At 67.2% G+C, this 17856-nt stretch carries 16 protein-coding genes and 1 pseudogene; 8 read left to right on the top strand and 9 right to left on the bottom strand.

Features of this window, described 5'->3' with window-relative positions; all coding sequences use genetic code 11:
- Nucleotides 1-36: 36 nt before the first annotated feature.
- The 5 genes from DEU38_RS25835 to DEU38_RS25815 all read right to left on the bottom strand — a co-directional run bounded on the left by DEU38_RS25835 (nucleotide 37) and on the right by DEU38_RS25815 (nucleotide 5249).
- Nucleotides 37-1227: a serine hydrolase gene (locus tag DEU38_RS25835; protein WP_114724233.1), complete on the bottom strand. Its 1191-nt coding sequence runs from the start codon at nucleotides 1225-1227 to the stop codon at nucleotides 37-39.
- A 118-nt stretch (nucleotides 1228-1345) separates the two neighbouring features.
- Nucleotides 1346-2335 carry an AraC family transcriptional regulator gene (locus DEU38_RS25830; RefSeq protein ID WP_114724232.1) on the bottom strand — a complete coding sequence of 330 codons (990 nt, stop codon included), beginning with the start codon at nucleotides 2333-2335 and terminating at the stop codon, nucleotides 1346-1348.
- A 64-nt stretch (nucleotides 2336-2399) separates the two neighbouring features.
- Nucleotides 2400-2999 carry a GDSL-type esterase/lipase family protein gene (locus DEU38_RS25825; RefSeq protein WP_114724231.1) on the bottom strand — a complete coding sequence of 200 codons (600 nt, stop codon included), beginning with the start codon at nucleotides 2997-2999 and terminating at the stop codon, nucleotides 2400-2402.
- A gap of 7 nt (nucleotides 3000-3006) precedes the next feature.
- A complete protein-coding gene (locus DEU38_RS25820) occupies nucleotides 3007-3828 on the bottom strand; it encodes a DUF4261 domain-containing protein (RefSeq protein ID WP_114724230.1) in 822 nt (273 codons plus the stop codon).
- Nucleotides 3829-3977: 149 nt separating this feature from the next.
- On the bottom strand, nucleotides 3978-5249 hold the full coding sequence (locus DEU38_RS25815) for a globin domain-containing protein (protein ID WP_258558168.1): 1272 nt from the start codon (nucleotides 5247-5249) through the stop codon (nucleotides 3978-3980).
- Nucleotides 5250-5470: 221 nt separating this feature from the next.
- Here DEU38_RS25815 and DEU38_RS25810 point away from each other — a divergent pair, with 221 nt between their 5' ends.
- From DEU38_RS25810 to DEU38_RS25780, 7 genes are all read left to right on the top strand, one after another.
- On the top strand, nucleotides 5471-6394 hold the full coding sequence (locus DEU38_RS25810; RefSeq protein ID WP_114724229.1) for a MurR/RpiR family transcriptional regulator: 924 nt from the start codon (nucleotides 5471-5473) through the stop codon (nucleotides 6392-6394).
- A 129-nt stretch (nucleotides 6395-6523) separates the two neighbouring features.
- Entirely contained in the window at nucleotides 6524-7657 is a 1134-nt protein-coding gene (locus DEU38_RS25805; RefSeq protein ID WP_114724228.1) for an ABC transporter ATP-binding protein, read from the top strand.
- Nucleotides 7650-9005 (top strand): ABC transporter substrate-binding protein, encoded by a 1356-nt coding sequence (locus tag DEU38_RS25800; protein ID WP_114724227.1) that lies wholly within the window; start codon nucleotides 7650-7652, stop codon nucleotides 9003-9005. The genes DEU38_RS25805 and DEU38_RS25800 overlap by 8 nt, the downstream gene beginning before the upstream one ends.
- 11 nt (nucleotides 9006-9016) lie before the next feature.
- A complete protein-coding gene (locus DEU38_RS25795) occupies nucleotides 9017-9781 on the top strand; it encodes a tyrosine-protein phosphatase (RefSeq protein WP_114724226.1) in 765 nt (254 codons plus the stop codon).
- Between the two features lie 33 nt (nucleotides 9782-9814).
- Nucleotides 9815-10714 carry a phosphodiesterase gene (locus tag DEU38_RS25790; protein ID WP_114724225.1) on the top strand — a complete coding sequence of 300 codons (900 nt, stop codon included), beginning with the start codon at nucleotides 9815-9817 and terminating at the stop codon, nucleotides 10712-10714.
- Between the two features lie 30 nt (nucleotides 10715-10744).
- Nucleotides 10745-11710 carry a carbohydrate ABC transporter permease gene (locus DEU38_RS25785; RefSeq protein WP_114724224.1) on the top strand — a complete coding sequence of 322 codons (966 nt, stop codon included), beginning with the start codon at nucleotides 10745-10747 and terminating at the stop codon, nucleotides 11708-11710.
- Nucleotides 11711-11719: 9 nt separating this feature from the next.
- Nucleotides 11720-12613 (top strand): carbohydrate ABC transporter permease, encoded by an 894-nt coding sequence (locus tag DEU38_RS25780; RefSeq protein WP_114724223.1) that lies wholly within the window; start codon nucleotides 11720-11722, stop codon nucleotides 12611-12613.
- A gap of 23 nt (nucleotides 12614-12636) precedes the next feature.
- Here the strand turns inward: DEU38_RS25780 and DEU38_RS25775 are convergent, their stop codons facing one another.
- The 4 genes from DEU38_RS25775 to DEU38_RS25760 all read right to left on the bottom strand — a co-directional run bounded on the left by DEU38_RS25775 (nucleotide 12637) and on the right by DEU38_RS25760 (nucleotide 17334).
- The gene (locus tag DEU38_RS25775) at nucleotides 12637-13044 is read right to left on the bottom strand and encodes a DUF5313 family protein (RefSeq protein ID WP_114724222.1); all 408 of its coding nucleotides are present in this window, start codon (nucleotides 13042-13044) and stop codon (nucleotides 12637-12639) included.
- A gap of 2 nt (nucleotides 13045-13046) precedes the next feature.
- Entirely contained in the window at nucleotides 13047-14771 is a 1725-nt protein-coding gene (locus DEU38_RS25770; RefSeq protein ID WP_114724221.1) for a SulP family inorganic anion transporter, read from the bottom strand.
- Nucleotides 14772-14928: 157 nt separating this feature from the next.
- Nucleotides 14929-16815, bottom strand: coding sequence for a phosphoenolpyruvate carboxykinase (GTP) (locus tag DEU38_RS25765; RefSeq protein WP_114724220.1), 1887 nt, complete (start codon nucleotides 16813-16815; stop codon nucleotides 14929-14931).
- A gap of 153 nt (nucleotides 16816-16968) precedes the next feature.
- Complete coding sequence (locus DEU38_RS25760; RefSeq protein ID WP_114724219.1) at nucleotides 16969-17334, bottom strand: helix-turn-helix transcriptional regulator; 366 nt, start codon at nucleotides 17332-17334, stop codon at nucleotides 16969-16971.
- 301 nt (nucleotides 17335-17635) lie between these two features.
- On the opposite strand from DEU38_RS25760, the pseudogene DEU38_RS25755 reads away from it, so the two are divergent.
- Nucleotides 17636-17856, top strand: a pseudogene (locus tag DEU38_RS25755) (steroid 3-ketoacyl-CoA thiolase); the annotation flags it as partial.

Genomic DNA, 17856 nt, shown 5'->3' with positions numbered 1-17856 from the left:
CCGGCGGGGTCAACGCGGACCCCGCCGGGCAACCGCCTATTTCCGGTCGAGGCTGCGATAGGTGATGGTCTCGAAGTCGAGATAGCCCCCAATCGACGCCGGGTCGACGAACGGCAGGACCTGCGTCGCCCAGAATCCGGCGATGCCGTTGCGTCGGTCGATCCAGTAGTAGAGGTTCGCGAGCCCGGCCCAGCCGAGAGATCCGGCCGGTCGGCCGGTCGGCGCGTCCTCGTCGTTGACCATGAACGTGTACGCCCACGACTTGCGCTGGCCGGGGAAGAACTCCGCGTCGTGCGAAAGTTCGGGTTCGACACCGGGCAGCATCGTCACCTGGTGACCGTCCAACCCGCTCTGCACGGCCTGCCGCACAGTGTCCGGAGCGAGGACACGCCCGTGCTCGCCCGCCCCGTCACCGAGCCACATGCGGAGGAACTTCGTGTAGTCGCCGGCCGTCGAGTAGAGCCCGTGCCCACCCATGTGCACCTCGGGATCCTGCGGCAGAACCAGGTCGAGCGGTTCGAGCGTGCCGTCCGCGCCCCGCTGATGGACGGTGGCCCTACGCCGTTCCATCTCCGGGGTCATCGTGAACGCAGTGTCGGCCATCCCCAGGGGGGCGAAGATGCGTTCGGCCATCACGTCACCCAACCGCTCACCTCTGACAGCCTCGACCACGAGGCCGGCCCAGTCGATGTTCGAACCGTACTGCCAGCGTTCACCGGGCTCGAACAGCAGCGGCGTCTCCAACGACGCCCGGGTCCCGGTGATGATGCTGGGCTGACCGTGCTCGACCGCCAGGCGGTGGTAGGTCTCGTCGAAGAAGGAGTATCCGAGTCCCGCGGTGTGCAGCAACAGCATGCGCGTGGTGATCTCACGCCGGGGCGCCCGCAGCACCGGGGCCCCCGACGCATCGAACCCGTCGATCACCTGGAGCTTTCCGATCTCCGGGAGGTAACGTGCTGCCGGCGCATCCAGGTCGACGAGCCCCTCCTCCACGCACTGCAGCACGGCGGTGCCGGTGATCGCCTTCGTCGTCGAGAACATCGCGAAGACCGTGTCGAGGGTCATCGGCTGCTGTGTGCCACCGACCGATCGGAGCCCGGCCGCACCCTCGAACACGGTGCCGTTCCGGTCCGTCAGCATCGCGACCACACCGGGCACCTGCCCGGCACCGCCGGCCGCCGTCACGTCACGCAGGACGGCGTTCAGTTCCGAATCACGTTGGCCCATGGTTTTTCTCCTGTCAGCGAGAAGTCGTTGCAGGAGAGCAACCTACGAGGATCTGCGCGGCACCCATGTCCCCGATCGGCAACACCCGTCCCGAATCGGCAGCCGTTCGTGAGCCGCGTCACCCCTGCGCGCGACTCAGGGTGTCCGACGGATTCTCGCCGAATCGCCGCCGGTAGGCGGCTGCGAACACACCCATGTTCACGTACCCCCACGCACCGGCAGCGGCAGCGACCGTGGATGTCGACGACGACAGTTCTCGCCGCACCCCCTGCAACCGCTGCTCCCGCAGACAGTCTCGCGGCGTGATCCCGAGGTACTCACGGAACGCGCCGGACAGGGCACGCACGCTGACACCGACCGACCCCGCAACCTCTGACACGGTCGGTAGGTCCTGCGCATTGTCCTCGATGTAGCGCACGGCGCGCCGGACATAGCCCGGGGCACGCACACCGCTGGTCGACACCGGATCGATGCCGGCGTCGGCGGCCCACTCGGCGAGCAGCTGCGCGGCGATCAGTTCCTGCAGGTTCAGCCGGACACGTTCGTGATCGACCAGGTTCCGTGCACTCGACAGGGTGCGAGTGACGTACTCCATCAACCCGAGCCACGGGCCGCCCGGCCCACCGATGACGCACTTGTGCCGCCACAATCGGTCGTCGGGCATCCACCCCCACCAGCTCAGTGCCAGATCGGCGAGCATTCGGTGCGGAATCGTGAGGTTCAGTTGCAGGTGCGCGGCGTCCGCGTCGAACCGGTAGTCGACCCGACTGCAGTCGGCGACGAAGGTCTCCCCGGTCGTCAGATCGACACTCGACTTCGCAGTGATCTCGTGCCGCGTCCACCCGGCGAGTGTGGTGAGCACCAGGATGTTGCCCGCCTCCGGGGCGAACTCGCCGATCGTCACCGGGATTCCGTAGCTGAACCGGGTCAACGTCATCTCACCGATCTCCGCCGAGAACATGCTGGACGCAGGGGCGAGCGCGCGGCCGACCGGTCGCACCTCGTACGGCATGTAGACCGCGTCCGACCACTGCTTGATCTCGTCCCAGTCGGTGACCAGTCCCGCCGCCCGCTCATCGCGGGTCCGGGGATCGAATGTCGATGACACACCGGGAGCATAGGCAGCTTCGCCCCGACCGGGAACCCCTCGGCGTCCCGGCGCCGTTCGCGGATCAGGAATCGGCGATCCACGTGTCCCAGGCAGGCCGGGTCAGTTCTGCGAGCTCCCGGTACCCACCGCTGTCCGGGTGTGCGCCGTCGCCGTTGCGTACCTCCTCCGCCCAGACCGCGTTGCCCGACAACTCCGCGAACACCGCGACGTACGGCACCCCGGCACCGAGGCAGATGTCGGCGAAGGATCGGTCCAATCGTGCCGTCCGCTCGTTCTGCCCGACGTCCGCGATCGGCGGCGGTCCGACGACCAGCGCCCGCCACCCGGTCTCGGCGCATTCCTTCAGTACCGCGGCCAGATTCTCCACGGACCGGGCAGGGTCGACCCGCACCGATCCGTTCTCGACCGTCGTGTCGTTGACGCCGAACGAGAACACCACGCGCCCTTCGCAACCGGACGGCAGTCGGGGCGTGCACTCCCCCAGCCAGCGGTCGCGGATCTCGCTCGACGTCTGCCGGCGCACCCCGAGGTTGTAGGCCGTCAGACCCGCCCGCGCCGTTCCCGCCGCGAGTCGGCCCGCCCACCCCAGGTACTCGGAATCACCGACCCCCGCAACGAAGGAGTCGCCGACGAAACACACCCGCACATCATTCATAGCCATGATGATGTCAGCGTCGACGTCCGAACCAACCCCGCTTGCGCTTGCTCTGCCCGGCATCGAACCTCAGCCGTAGGACGGTGCGTTCGGGATCGATGTCGCTCGGGGCGTGATCGACGACGATCTCGGCGACCTCGGTGCTCCCGATCGTGTCGCCGTCGTTGATGACGGGGCCTTCCTCGAGAAGGTACGAGGTGATGCCGGTGAGACGGTCGAACGTGTCGCCGGCGGACTCGGGGGTGTCCGGGATCTCGATGTCCGGGAGGTCGAGCATGTCGAGACCTCGTGTGTGACCGGTCATCACGCCGTCGGGGCGCCGGCCGACGTTGATCGCGACCCAGGCGAGCAACGGCGGCTCGGGCAGCATGTCCTTCACGAGGTCACGGAACAGTGCGGGCAGGATGATGTGATTCGCACTGCCGAAGTACACGGCGCGGATGGTGCCGCTGAGCGCGACGAGCGACGCGACGACACGGGACAACAACACCGCGTCCGCGATCGCGTCCTCGTCGGTGCTTCCCGGACGGAGCACGGTGACGATCGTGTGCGCGGTGTAGTCGGTAGGAGCGGGCACCTCCTTCGGCCACAGCCGACTGTGCCCGGCGATGTCGGCGACGTCGTCGCCCACCGGGGAAGGAACTGTGAGCAGCGCAATCATCCTGCCGTCCAGGTCGAGACGCACCGGCCCGTCCCGGTCTGCGGACTCGTCCCGATCGACGGCAAGGCCGGAGAGTTCGACGTCCGGCCAGTCCAGCCGCATTTGCGCGGCGAGCGCTTCGGCAGTGACGTCGGCGTCGAGCCGGTCCTGGAACAGCATCGCGAGCGCGGGCATGGGCTCCCTCGGAGAATCGTGTGCGTATCGACGCGATCGGCGACCGCACGGGATGCTTCCAGGACCGCGTCGCGCTACACCCTATCCGTGGACCGGACATCCTCGACATTCTGCCCACGCGGCGGACAGCCGACGACCTCGCGACCGAATCAGTCGAACCCGAACCACGAATCCGGCGCGAACACCTCGTAGTGGACCTTCTCCGGCGAAATACCTTTGACGACAGCGATCCTGCGAACCTGTCGCATGAATCGCGGTGATCCGCACAGGTATACCTCAGCGCCGCTGTCCCATTCGCGGTCACGCAGAAGTGGCACCGCCTCCTCCGCGTCGTCGACGTAGTACGTCTCGAGCCACGAATAGCCGGGATACGCCTCGAGGAGACCGAGGATCCGACTCCGATGAGCGAACGACTGCTCGTCCTTGTCGACGTGCACCACATAGACCGGCCGGGTGTCCCGCACGGCGATCATCTCCTGCAGGATCGCGACGGTCAGCGACGAGCCGACACCGGACGAGCCGAGCACGACCGGGTTGTCGTTCCGGACCGGGTACGCGGTCCCGGACGGGATGGACACCACCAGCGGATATCCGATCCCGGCCTCGGCGATCAGCTTGTTCGACACCAGACCGCCCGGCATGGGGTCGACGGTAATCTCCCACGTGTCCGGCTCGTCCCCCGACATCACCGTGTACTGACGGATCTGCCGAGCGCCGTCGCCGACGATCATCGCGACCGAAATATACTGTCCAGCAGAATAGTTCACCATCGAAACACCCGTACCGCCTGCCAGCGTGAACGTCCACACTCCCGGCGCGACCTCACGGCGACCGACCACCGTGAGCACATGCCACACGCATCCTGCCGCAACCTCGGCCCGGTCGTACATCGCCGCTTCCTGCGCGATCAGCGAGTCGGCCATCAGCCAGTACACCTCGTCCCAGGCAGCCGCGACCTCCGGGGTCACGGCGTCACCGAGCACGTCGCCGATGGCCCTGAACAGCGCCCGGTGCACCAGGTCGTAGTGCACCCGCGAGATACCCAGGGACGCATGCTTCGCGGCGATCCGCGACATCACCCGGTCGACCGGCGGTGCATCCTCGGTGACCAGCAGGGTGGCGAACGCCGCGATCGAACCGGCCAGGGCCTTCTGCTGCTCGCCGTTCGCCTGATTGGACCTGTTGAACAGGTCGGACTCCAGCGCGGGCACCCCGTCGAACAGATGACGGTAGAAGACCTCACTGATCTCCCCCAGGTGCTCCCCCACCACCGGCAACGTAGCCTCGATGATCGGAAGCGAGTCCGGCGACAGCAGAGACGAATTCGGTGCGGACGCCCTCCCGGTTCCGGAGTCGCCGGCGCCCACGACGACGGAGGGCGCGACAGTGGAGATGCCGACGGGGGCGACTACGATAGACATGAGGAAATCAGAGACCTTTCGGGACCGACCGGTTACCGCAATACAGCATCACCGATCCCCCCACGACAGGCAATTTATGGAGTTCGGGGCAATTGCCCGGTTTAGATCGGCTTGAGCGCCCACTCTTCGTCCCGATCCGCGGGATCCCGTCTCGAACCCGCGGGAACGGGCGCTCGGGCCGACAGGATCAGCCGTTCACCGGCGTGTGTTATCCAGAAGCCATGAGCGCAGGTTCCCCCGAATCAGAGTCAGCTTCCGGCACGCAGTTTCCGATCGGCACGACGACCGCGACCATCCGGGCGATGGCGGCAGGGCTCGCGCCGAGCGAACGCCGCGTCGCGGACGTGTGCGTGGAGCGGCCGCGCGAGGTGGCGTGGTGGTCCGCGGCGGATCTCGCGGAGGCGGCATCGACGTCGACCGCGACCGTGGTGCGCGCGTGCCAGAATCTCGGCTTCACCGGCTTCCAGCACGTACGGATGCTGCTGCTGCGCGACCTCGGCGCGGAGACCTCCACGACGCCGCAGGACGCCTCGCCGCCGGGCAGCATCGGCGTGCTGCAGGCGATCGTCTCGGAGGTCGGTTCGGACCTGTCCGGAGGTCTGGCGCCGCTGTCGGAGAAGTCCTTCGACGACACGGTGCGCGTACTCGCGAACGCGCGGCGAATCTTCGTCGTCGCGAACGGCGGCTCGGCACCGGCCGCCGCCGCCTTCGCGGTTCGGATGCTGGTCAACGGCAGGATCGCCGAGGCACCCACCGACACCGTCGTCCAACTGTTCGCAGCACGGACCCTGACCGCCGACGACGTCTGCGTCGCGGTCAGCGACTCGGGCATGAACGCGTACACGATCGACGTGACGAGGGCCGCCCGCGCGGCCGGCGCGTACGTCGTCGGCGTGACCGGCCATGCCCGGTCCACGTTGGTCGAACTGTCGGACTCCGCGCTGGTGATCGGGAACGGGTCGGGCCCGTACGCCGGGCACGGGGTGTCGGCGACAATCATCCAGCTGACGTTCCTGTTGGGGCTGCAGGTCGCGGTGTCCGAGGTCGACGGGGCGACCACCGACGCCGCCACGAAGAGCCTGGAACACTTTGCCGCCCTGATGAATCCGCCGATCATCGAGAACGAGCCGACGGACCGCATCTAGCCCACCAAACCTCATCGTTCGTTGCTGGACCATTCAGTTCACGTTCACCTTCGACTGGCTAACTACTCGATGTAATGAGAATTCCGAATCGAGCCGATTCGGGTAATCACGTTTCATCGGGAGAGGGTCATGGGCAGTATTCGAATCGAGGGCCTGGGCAGGAGCTTCGGCGGCGTCACCGCCGTCGACGACATCTCGATGGAGATCCAGGACGGCGACTTCCTGGTGCTCCTGGGCCCCTCAGGCTGCGGCAAGACCACGCTCCTCCGAATGATCGCCGGACTACTGGAGCCGACCAGCGGACGCATCGTCCTCGACGGCGAGGACATCACCTCGGCGCCCGCGCGCAAGCGTGACGTCGCGATGGTCTTTCAGAACTACGCGCTCTACCCGCACCTGTCGGTGGCCCGCAATCTCGGTTTCCCGCTCAAGGTGCGGAAGGTCGAGAAGAGTCAGGCCGCGGAACGGGTCGACGAGGTCGCGCGCCAACTCGAGATCGCGCACCTGCTCGACCGGAAGCCGAAGGAACTGTCGGGCGGCCAGCGACAGCGCGTGGCTGTCGGGCGCGCGATCGTCCGCAATCCCAAGGCGTTCCTGATGGACGAACCCCTGTCCAACCTGGACGCCAAGCTGCGGACCGCGACACGACGCGAACTCACCGATCTGCACCGACGACTCGGCGCGACGTTCGTGTACGTCACCCACGACCAGGTCGAGGCGATGACGATGGCGACCCGGATCGCGCTCCTCAACGGTGGCGCCGTCGAACAGATCGGCACCCCGGAGGAGGTCTACGACCGCCCGGCCTCGGTGTTCGTCGCCGGCTTCCTCGGCAGCCCCGCGATGAACCTGCTCGACGCCACGGTCCGCACCGTCGACGGCGCCGTGTGCGCCCTCGCCCCCGGCATGCGTGCGGACCTGTGGCCGGGCGAGACCGACGACCTCGACGTGGTCCTCGGCATCCGTCCCGAACACCTTCGCGTCGGCGACAACACCGAATCCGTATGCCTCACCGCGACTGTCGATTCCGTCGAGAACCTCGGCAGCGAGGAGATCGCGTACTGCACGGTCGGCGACACGACGGTGTGTGTCCGGTCCCCGCGGCCGATCGCGATGAAGCCCTTGCAGATCCTCACCCTGACCGCCGATCCGCAACACGTGCACCTGTTCGACCGCGCGAGCGGTCGGCGAATCGAGTGGATCGATGTACCCCAGCACACCGACGTTCCTGTTTCTCCAGCTAGGAGCTTGACCCATGCGTAGACGCACCACCGGCCTGGCGCTGCTGTCGCTGGCCGCCCTCACCCTCACCGGATGCGCCACCGGCGCCGGCGCCTCGAGTTCGTCGTCCGACGGCGTCGTGCCCGAACTCGACCCCGACCAGAAGGTCGAGATCACCTTCGAGTCCTACAACCTGACACAGGCAGGTCCGTGGACGGACACCATCACCGGATTGATCGCCGACTTCGAGGCCGAACATCCCAACATCGATGTCAAACCCCAACCACCGCAAGGAACATCGGCCGCGGGAAGCGGAACGGCGAGCAGCGTGCAGACCCAGTTGCTCGCCGGAACCCCGCCCGACGTGGCGCAGTTGACCTTCGACACGCTCGACTTCGCCGTCAACGAGCTGGGTGCCCGTTCCCTCGACTCGATGGTCGGCGCCGATGCCGTCGACGAGCATCTCGCAGGCGCGCACCCCTATCACCCGCGGGCCGCGACCCTCGGCGACTGGGAGGGCCAGACGTACGGCATGCCGTACGTCTTCTCCACCCCGGTCCTGTTCTACAACGCCACCGCGTTCCAGAAGGCGGGCCTGCCGGACGACACCGACCTGTCGACGTGGACCGATGTCGCGGCGGCCGCGAAGAAGATCACCGCGACGACAGGCAAGCCGGCGCTGACGATCTCGTGCGCGGTCAAGGGCGGCAACTGGTGCATGCAGGGACTGTTCCGGTCGGCCGGCGGCAATGTGCTGTCCGAGGACCGCAGCACCGTCGAGTTCGCGAGCGACGATTCGCTCGCGGCGGTGCAGATGCTGCGCGACCTGTACGACCAGGGCGTGCTCGCCAACCAGGACTCGGCGGGCCAGATGGAGAGCTTCATGAAGGGCGACAGCTCGATCCAGCTGCAGTCCTCGGCGGTCCAGGGCATGCTGCTGGGCGCGTCGAAGGCCGCCGGCTGGGAACTGCGGGCCGCGGCGATGCCCGCGTTCGCCGGCGGCGAGGCGGTGCCCACCAACTCCGGCTCGGCGCTGTTCGTGTTCTCCCAGGATCCCGCGAAGCAGCGCGCATCGTGGGAGCTGATCAAGTTCATGACGAGCGATCACGCGTACACCGAGATCTCGTCCAAGATCGGCTACCTGCCCCTGCGCACGTCGCTGACCACCGACCCCACGGCACTGAAGGCCTGGGCCGACGGCAACCCGCTCCTCGCCCCCAATCTGAAGCAGTTGGACCGGCTCGAGCCGTGGCAGTCCTACCCGGGCAACAGCTACGTTCAGATCGACGACATCCTCGCCACCGCGATCGAGGAGTCGGTCTTCTACGGCAAGGACCCCGCCTCCACGATGGCCGCTGCCCAGCAGCGCGCCCAGGACCTGATCGGCTGAGTGAAACGAACATGACGACCAACCTCGACCGCACCCCGTCCCGCCGCCTCCCGGCCCGCGGTGTGCACAACCTCCGCGATGTCGGCGGATATCCGACAGTGTCGAACCTGACGACCAAGTGGGGCAAGCTCTTCCGCTCGGACGCCCTGCACGGAATCGACGCCGACGGTCGTGCCGAACTGGCGGGCCGCGGCCTGGCGCTCGTCATCGACCTGCGGGAGACGGACGAACGGACCAGCGCACCGAACGCACTCGACGGCGTCGGGCACCGCGAGGTGCACCTGCCCGTCTACCGCGACGGACTCGGCACCCGCGGCGCGACCTACACCGCCGAGACCCTAGACCTCGGCGGGATCTACACCTGGATGCTCGACGACCACGGCTCCGCCCTGACCGACGCCGTCCGCCTCATCGCCGACTCCGGAAGCGACCCGGTCCTGGTGCACTGCACTGCCGGCAAGGACCGCACCGGCCTGGTGATCGCCCTGGCCCTGGCGGCCGTCGGCGTCGACGACCGCGACATCGCCGCCGACTACTCCCTGTCCGAGCTGATGCTGGCCGGTGAATGGGTGGACGCGATGACCGCCGTGATGGCGGCGCGCGGCCTGCCCGCCGGAACCGACATCACCCAGATCGTCGCATCCAGCCCGGCCCCGCTGATGCTCGCCACGCTCGCGTCACTGCGCGAGCGCCACGGCGACGTGCCCGACTACCTGCGCGCGCACGGCATGACCGACACCGAACTCGGCAATCTGCGCGTCTGCCTCCTCGGCTGACCCCCACCCTCACGAACCCGAAGGAAGACAACCATGTCCACGAACGGACAGTACGGCGCCACCGAACACTTCGTCCTGCACATCAGCGACACCCACTTCGTCGGCGACGGCGAGTTGCTCCACGGCAGCGTCGACAGCGACGCCAACCTGGGCCGCCTGTTCGACCGCCTCGACCGCGCCGGGCAGCGACCCGAGGCGATCGTGTTCACCGGCGACCTCGCCGACGCCGGCAACCCGCAGGCGTACGCCCGGCTGCGGGACATGGTCGAGCCTGCAGCGGAGAAGCTGGGCGCCCAGGTGATCTGGGTGATCGGCAACCACGACAGCCGGCCCGAGTTCCGTGCGGGCCTGCTCGGCACCGAGCCCACACAGGAGTCGGTGGACATGGTCCACGACATCGACGGCCTGCGGATCATCGCGCTCGACAGCACCGTTCCCGGCCACCATCACGGCGAGATCACCGACGAGCAGATCGATTGGCTCCGTGATGTTCTCGCGACTCCTGCCCCGCACGGGACGCTGCTGGCGCTGCATCACCCGCCGGTGCCGAGCCCGCTGGAACTGCTCGAGTCCGTCGAACTGCGCGACCAGCACCGACTCGAGGACGTGCTGCGCGGCACCGACGTCCGCGGCATCCTCGGCGGCCACCTGCACTACTCGACCACCTGCACCTTCGCAGGCATCCCGGTGTCCGTCGCATCGGCCACCTGCTACACCCAGGACCTGTTCCCTGCGGGCGGCGGCATGCGCGGCCAGGACAGCGGGCAGTCGTTCAACCTGGTGCACGTGTACTCCGACCGGATCCTGCACACCGTCGTACCGGTCGAGGAGGGCCCGACGCTGTACGAGGTGACGATGGAGCAGCTGCGCTACTACCAGTCGCTGTCCCCCGAGGAGCAGCTCGCGGTCATGGCCGACGCGTCGAACCACTGATCCGACCCCGAAACCGATTGCGAGTATTCGATGTTCGTCGAAGTTCCGGCGAGCGCTGAGCCGCGGAGCGTCACCCCGGCCCTGCCTGTGCAGGCAGGGCCGGGGTGGCGGTCACGCGCAGCACGGCGCGCCGTCCCCTACATGTTCCTGCTGCCCGCGGTCGTCCTGCTCGTGATGTGGACCTACAAGCCGCTCGCCGAGACGGTGGGGCTGTCGTTCTACAAATGGAACATGATCCCGACCAGCCCGAAGACGCCGGTCGGCCTGGACAACTACGTCACCGTGCTCTCGCTCCCCGAACTGCACCAGGCACTGTGGAACACCGCCCTCTACATCGGCGCGTTCATGGTGTTCTCCCTGGTTCTCCCGCTCGCGATCGCGCTCCTGTCCGCCCGGGTGAGCGGCCGGGCCCGCACGTTCTACCAAGCACTGATCTTCGTCCCGTTCCTCGTGACTCCCGTTGCGAGCAGCGCCATCTGGCGCTGGCTGTTCAATCCCGACAACGGCATGATCGCCCGCAACTCGGCGACGATGGGTCACGACCTCGGCAACGTGTTCCGAGATCCGAAGCTCGCGCTGATCGGCGTGGTCGTGATCGTCGGATGGCAGATGCTCGGCTTCGGCGTTCTCGTCATCTCTGCGGGAATGGCGGGGATCAGCCCCGACTACGGCCACGCGGCCGCGCTCGACGGCGCCACGCCGTCGACGATCACGCGCCGGATCACGCTGCCGCTGCTCTCCCCCACCCTGCTGTTCCTGGCGATGATGACGATCCTGCTCAGCGCGCAGTGGACCTACCCGGTGATCGACGTCCTCACGCAGGGCGGACCCAGCGGCTCCTCGACCAACATCTACTACCTGTTGTACGAGTTCGGTTTCCGCAACTTCGATGCCGGCATGTCGGCCGCCGCGGGCACCCTGTTCTTCCTCGGCTTCGGCGTCATCGCGCTCGTGTTCGTGCGGCTGACCGAGCGCCTGAGCTTCTACGACAACTAGGAACCAGTCATGGCCTTCGTCCTCCTCGACCCGCCCAAAGTGCCCACTGCAACCAACGCACCCACCGCGCCGTCCGGATCGCCCGAACCACAGCGCAGGAGCGGTCGCCGAGTCGCGCTCGGTCACGTGGCGCTCGCAGCGCTCGCGGTGTTCAGTGTCTTCCCGGTGTACTGGATGTTCGCCACCGCGTTCCGCCGACCGGAGGACACGTTGTCCGGCAGCCCGGTCCCGTGGCCGCTGAGTACCGAGAGCTTCCGGTACGTGTTCGACACCATCCCGATGCTGTCGATGCTCCTCAACACCTTCGCGATGGCGTTCGTGGTCGCGGTCAGTCAGCTACTGGTAGCCCTGCTCGCGTCGTACGCGTTCGCACGCTGGGACTTCGTCGGCAAGCGCCTGCTGTTCCTTCTGTTCGTCGGATCCTGGCTGGTGCCGTTCCAGGTCACGATGATCCCGAACTACCTGTTGATCTCGCAGATGGGCCTGCTCGACACCGTGGCCGGCGTGGTGATCCCCAACCTGTGCTCGGCGTTCGGCGTCATGCTGCTGCGCCAGCACATGGAGGCATTCCCGCGTGAGCTGCTCGACGCGAGCGAGATGGACGGGCAGGGTGCGTGGGCGTCGCTCTGGCGTGTGATCGTGCCGAACATGCGACCGGCACTCGCGGCCCTGGGCATCATGCTGTTCATCTCGGCGTGGAACGAGTACCTCTGGCCGTCGCTGATCCTGCGGAACTCCGATGCCCTGGTGCAGATCGGTATCCGCAGCTTCCTCGGCGCGGAGGGCAACAACTGGGGCGCGGTGATGGCCGCCTCCGGCATCGCATGTCTGCCGATCTTCCTGATCTACATGTTCCTGCAGCGGCACGTCGTGGACGCCTTCGTGCGATCCGGGTTGAAGTGACCGGCGCCTGACAGCGCAGGTGGTCAAGCTCCGTGGCGGTAACGCGATTCGTAGGCGTCTCGTTCCTGGCCGAGTCGCTGTTGTTTGTGGGCGTTGAGCAGTTCCGGGTCGAGACCGTGGCTGACGAGGCGGTGTCGAAGGTAGATCGCCTTCAGCGCCAGCAGGAAGTACACGAAGGGCAGAAACAGCAACAGCACCATGCCGATTCGGATGATCCACGGTCCGGGGATCAACAGCAGAGCAACCAGGATCGGTACCAGCGGAACCAGGCAACGGACCGCGTAGCGCCGGGTGGCGCCCGGCCCGGTGATGTCCCGGACAACCCACTCGTGCAGGTGGTCGGGAAGCGTCCTGCCCAGGATGTAGCCGAGGCGCTGACCGCCGGTGGGCGCCGGCGAACTCGGCCTCGCCGGAAATGTGCTGTGTGTCATCGTCAGTCCTCGCTGGCAATCGTTGGATGGCGGGTATCGGCGAAGACGATTGCGCGTGCGTGCTCGATCGCTTCGGGGGTGGTGGCGAAGAGTCGGCGGCTCTCGCCGTCACTGGTGGTGAACACGCCGAGCGCGGCCAGGGGGCGCAGATGCTCGGGTTTGGCACCGGCGATCAGGACGGTGATCTGACGATTCTCGAGCTTCGCGATGACGTCCTGGAGTACGAGGGTGCCGGTGGCGTCGAGGGCGGTGATCCGCGACATTCGCAGGATCACCACCTTGACGTCGGAGACTTCGGCGAGTTCGAGCAGGAATCGATGCGCAGCGGCGAAGAACAGGGCACCGTCGATCCGGTACGCGACGATGTGCTCGCGCAGCAGTTCGTGTTCCTCGGCCAGGTGATCGCCGGTCTCGTCGAGCGGGACCTGTTCGATGCGGGCGGAGCGCGCGACTGCACGCAGCGCAAGGATCGCGGCGAACCCGACGCCGACGGCAACAGCCGCGACCAGGTCGAACACGACGGTGACCAGGAACGTCGCCACCATGACGATCGTGTCGGCCCTGGTGGCGCGCACGATCGCGAGAATGGACGCGGTCTCGACCATCCGGACAGTGGTAGCCAGGAGAACTCCGGCGAGTGCGGCCAACGGGATCTCGGCGACCAGTCCGGCGGCGAGGTAGACGATGGCGGCGAGGATTGCCGCATGGGTGAGCGCGGCCAGGCGCGTGCGGGCACCGGATCGAACATTGACCGCGGTCCGGGCGATCGCCCCCGTGGCGGGCACTCCGCCGAAGAGGGGTGCGGCGATGTTCGCCAGGCCCTGACCGAGCAGTTCACGGTCCGGGTTGTGGCGTGTTCCCACCGCCATCGAGTCGGCGGCGGTCGCGGACAGCAGCGATTCGAGGGCGCCGAGGGCTGCGACGGCGAGGGCGGGCGCCAGCAGTGAGGTCACCTCACCGGGATGCAGGAAATCCAGGGACGGGGCCGCGAATCCGGAAGGGATGGAACCGATCCGCGCGAGATCGAGGTGGAACAGCTGCGCCACGATCGTGGCGACAGCGACCGCCAGAAGCGAGAACGGCACTCGGGGCAGGTAGCGGCCGCCGACGAGGATCACGGCGGCCACGCACAGCGCGGTCGCTGGAGTCAGGACCGACGGGTTCTCCAGGTAGCGGCGAACAGCGTCGAAGGCGCTCTGCCACACCTTCTCCCCCTCCGCGCCCGAAACACCGAGCGCGGCCGGAACCTGCTGCAGGGCGATGACGACGGCGATGCCCGCGGTGAACCCCTCGATCACCGGGGCAGGCACAAAGCGCACGGCCCGCCCGACGCCCGCGAACGCCAGCAGCACCAGGATGATGCCGGCGATCAAGCCGACAGCGAGCACTCCGGTCGGCCCGTACTGGGCGACGATCGGGACCAGGACGACGGTCATCGCACCGGTCGGCCCCGACACCTGGAACCGCGAACCGCCGAAGACGGCGGCGACCACACCGGCGACGACCGCTGTCGTCAAGCCTGCTGCGGCGCCGAGACGGGAACTGATTCCGAATCCCAACGCGAGTGGCAGCGCGACGAGCGCGACGATGAGTCCGGCGAGCAGATCGGCGCCCGGCGCGCGGACAGCGGGGCTCCAGTCGCTCCAGCGCGGCATCAAGACGACTGCGGCGCGCGCGGCGTCGGCGACGCGGCCGCCCGAGGCGGGAACGGAACGAGGTTCAGACATTCACGGTGATCCTGGTAGATGGGCTGAGAGTGGCCCGACCCGAGTCGAGATCGGTTCGGCTCGGGTCGGGCCGAGAAGGCGTGGAGCGCAGGGGGATCGACGTGACGCGCTCCACGCCTCGTCATGGACGGGGCGTTCTACCCCGATTGCGGGCGCGTCACCGCTCGTCGCGACGAACCCGGCTGAAGTGCTCGTCGCGCACCGGCACCGGATCACCGAGCAGGTCCCGGCCGGACAGTCGCAGCTTGAGGGCCGCGAGTTCATCGCGAAGCGCGTCGGGCAGGGTGTTGCCGCCGATGGTGGCGAACCACTCGTCGATCAGTCGAGTCTCGGTGATCCACTCGTCGGGATCGACGTTCAGCGCCGCCGCCACCTCGGCCTTGTCGACCGTCAGGCCATTCAGGTCCAAGTCGTCGACGGCGGGCACGTTCCCGATCGGCGTCGCCTCGGCCCCAGCCGCGCCGTCGATCCGGCGCAACGCCCATTCGAGGATCCGGGCGTTCTCGCCGAACCCGGGCCACAGGAAGCGTCCGTCGTCACCGCGGCGGAACCAGTTGACATAGAAGATCCTCGGAAGCAGCGACGGGTCGGTCTTGGTGCCGATGTCGAGCCAGTGCGCGAAGTAGTCACCGACGTGGTAACCGAGGAACGGCAGCATCGCCATCGGGTCACGGCGCACCACACCGACGTTGCCGGTGGCCGCGGCGGTCGTCTCCGACGACAGGGTGGAGGCGAGGAACACCCCGTGCTGCCAGCTCGAGGCCTCGGTGACCAGGGGAACGGTGGTGCCGCGGCGGCCGCCGAAGAAGATCGCCGAGATCGGTACGCCGGCGGGGTCGTTCCATTCCGGCGCGACGGTCGGGCACTGCGCGATGGGGGTGCAGTACCGGGAGTTCGGGTGGGCCGCAGGCTCGCCGGAGTTCGGGGTCCAGTCCCGACGCCGCCAGTCCGTCAGATGTGCGGGCGGCTGATCGGTCATGCCCTCCCACCAGATGTCGCCGTCGTCGGTGAGCGCGACGTTGGTGAAGATCGAATTGCCTCGCTCGATGGTCGCCATCGCGTGCGGGTTCGTGTGCGCGCCGGTGCCCGGTGCGACACCGAAGAACCCGGCCTCCGGGTTGACGGCGTACAGCCGACCGTCCTGCCCGAATCTCATCCAGGCGATGTCGTCGCCGATGGTCTCGGCGGTCCACCCGTCGAGGGCGGGCTCGAGCATCGCGAGGTTCGTCTTGCCGCACGAGGACGGGAACGCCGCCGCGATGTAGCGGACCTCGCGCGAGGGAGAGGTGAGCTTGAGGATGAGCATGTGCTCGGCCAGCCAGCCCTCGTCCTTGGCCATCTTCGACGCGATCCGCAGCGAGTAGCACTTCTTCCCGAGCAGTGCGTTGCCGCCGTAGCCGGAGCCGTAACTCCAGATCATGCGTTCCTCGGGGAAGTGCGAGATGTACTTGGTGTGATCGCACGGCCACGTCGCGTCTGCCTGGCCGGGGCGCAGAGGGGCACCTAGCGAGTGCAGGCATTTGACGAATTCTGTTCCGGCGGTGAGCTTGTCCCACACCGGCGCACCGGATCGGGTCATGATCTGCATCGACACGGCGACGTATTCGGAGTCGGTGACCTGAACACCGAACTTCGGCTCGGCGGCGTCCAGCGGACCCATGCAAAAGGCGATGACGTACATCGTGCGCCCGGCCATGGCCCCGCGGTACTGCTCGGTCATCACCGTCTTCATGTCGACGGGGTCCATCCAGTTGTTGGTCGGCCCGGCATCGGACTGCGATGCCGAGCAAATGAACGTGCGGTCCTCCACCCGCGCGACATCCGCCGGATCCGAGGCACACCAGAACGAATTGGGTTTGCCCTCGAGTCGAACGAAGGTGCCCTTGTCGACCAGCAGCGCGGTCAAACGGTCCCATTCGGCGGCAGAACCGTCGCACCACACCACGTTCTCCGGTTCGGTGAGTGCGGCGACATCGGCCACCCACGAGACGATCTCCGGGTGTCCGGTTGCAGTGCATGCCGATCCGGCAGGGGTACTCGTCATGACGTCTCTCCTCGTCCAGGGCTCGTGAACCGACCACCCGACGGCGAGGCCGGCTGCGTGTTCACCACGATCGATATCGAATCACAGAAGATAAGAAGTTTAGAAAGTTCGCAACTAGTGAGTAGCAGTGGGCCGCCTGAAGAAGACATCAACTCAGCCCCGCGACTCGCCTGACAGCACCGACACCTGGGGGGCCTCCTCGAGAAGCTCGGCCTGGCCGGCGACCACACCGGTGAGGATCTCTCGCGCGGTCTTCAACAGTTCGGCAACTCGGGGTGAGGTCAGCGCATACGACACCGACAGCCCCTCCCGCCGGGCCGTGACCAACCCGGCCCGCCGGAGGATCGATAGCTGCTGGGACAGGTTCGCCGGCTCGATTCCGACCTCGGGCAGCATTTCGGAAACGGCATGCTCGCGCTCACTCAACAACTCGAGAACCCTGATCCGGGCTGGATGCCCGAGGGTCTTGAAGAAATCGGCCTTCATCCGATACAGCGGCTGGTGCGAGTTCGCGACCATGTCACCTCCTGTCGTACCCATCGAAATCAGCAACTCTCCACCGAGAGGTGCACACCCTGCCCAGACAGCACGGCAGACCCGCCGTCCGCGAACTATGCTACACATTGATGCACTAGTTGCGCATCTTAGCAATTTGCCATGCCTCGCCTGTCGCCACCCGTCGGCCACCACCACAGGTCGTCCCCTGCTGTTCCAATCCAGCCCTGGATATCTCCCGAATCCTCTTGCCATATCGACTTTTTGATGTGCCGCTGATATGAAGAACACGTTCTAGTAGGTAGACACACGGAGGTTCTTCGCCATGGGCACACCAGTAATCGTCGAGGCAGTTCGCACACCGATCGGGAAGCGCGGTGGCTGGTTGTCGGGTCTGCACGCGGCCGAGATCCTCGGTGCCGCACAAAAGGGAATCGTCGATCGCGCGGGAATCGATCCGGTACTGGTCGAACAGGTCATCGGCGGCTGTGTCACGCAGGCCGGCGCGCAGTCCAACAACGTCACCCGCACCGCGTGGCTCGCCGC

The sequence above is a fragment of the Rhodococcus sp. AG1013 genome (assembly GCF_003350365.1).
Taxonomy (GTDB): Bacteria; Actinomycetota; Actinomycetes; order Mycobacteriales; family Mycobacteriaceae; genus Prescottella.
Note: the sequence above shows the minus strand (reverse complement) of the source record. Positions and strands in the feature narration are given on the sequence as shown.

What these genes read in the sequence shown, in the direction of transcription:
- DEU38_RS25785 (WP_114724224.1), top strand. Translation starts at nt 10,745, where the DNA reads ATGTTCGTCGAAGTTCCGGCGAGCGCTGAGCCGCGGAGCGTCACCCCG.
- DEU38_RS25795 (WP_114724226.1), top strand. Translation starts at nt 9,017, where the DNA reads ATGACGACCAACCTCGACCGCACCCCGTCCCGCCGCCTCCCGGCCCGC.
- DEU38_RS25790 (WP_114724225.1), top strand. Translation starts at nt 9,815, where the DNA reads ATGTCCACGAACGGACAGTACGGCGCCACCGAACACTTCGTCCTGCAC.
- DEU38_RS25800 (WP_114724227.1), top strand. Translation starts at nt 7,650, where the DNA reads ATGCGTAGACGCACCACCGGCCTGGCGCTGCTGTCGCTGGCCGCCCTC.
- DEU38_RS25820 (WP_114724230.1), bottom strand. Translation starts at nt 3,828, where the DNA reads ATGCCCGCGCTCGCGATGCTGTTCCAGGACCGGCTCGACGCCGACGTC.
- DEU38_RS25760 (WP_114724219.1), bottom strand. Translation starts at nt 17,334, where the DNA reads ATGGTCGCGAACTCGCACCAGCCGCTGTATCGGATGAAGGCCGATTTC.
- DEU38_RS25805 (WP_114724228.1), top strand. Translation starts at nt 6,524, where the DNA reads ATGGGCAGTATTCGAATCGAGGGCCTGGGCAGGAGCTTCGGCGGCGTC.
- DEU38_RS25835 (WP_114724233.1), bottom strand. Translation starts at nt 1,227, where the DNA reads ATGGGCCAACGTGATTCGGAACTGAACGCCGTCCTGCGTGACGTGACG.
- DEU38_RS25765 (WP_114724220.1), bottom strand. Translation starts at nt 16,815, where the DNA reads ATGACGAGTACCCCTGCCGGATCGGCATGCACTGCAACCGGACACCCG.
- DEU38_RS25770 (WP_114724221.1), bottom strand. Translation starts at nt 14,771, where the DNA reads ATGTCTGAACCTCGTTCCGTTCCCGCCTCGGGCGGCCGCGTCGCCGAC.
- DEU38_RS25825 (WP_114724231.1), bottom strand. Translation starts at nt 2,999, where the DNA reads ATGGCTATGAATGATGTGCGGGTGTGTTTCGTCGGCGACTCCTTCGTT.
- DEU38_RS25780 (WP_114724223.1), top strand. Translation starts at nt 11,720, where the DNA reads ATGGCCTTCGTCCTCCTCGACCCGCCCAAAGTGCCCACTGCAACCAAC.
- DEU38_RS25815 (WP_258558168.1), bottom strand. Translation starts at nt 5,249, where the DNA reads ATGTCTATCGTAGTCGCCCCCGTCGGCATCTCCACTGTCGCGCCCTCC.
- DEU38_RS25775 (WP_114724222.1), bottom strand. Translation starts at nt 13,044, where the DNA reads ATGACACACAGCACATTTCCGGCGAGGCCGAGTTCGCCGGCGCCCACC.
- DEU38_RS25810 (WP_114724229.1), top strand. Translation starts at nt 5,471, where the DNA reads ATGAGCGCAGGTTCCCCCGAATCAGAGTCAGCTTCCGGCACGCAGTTT.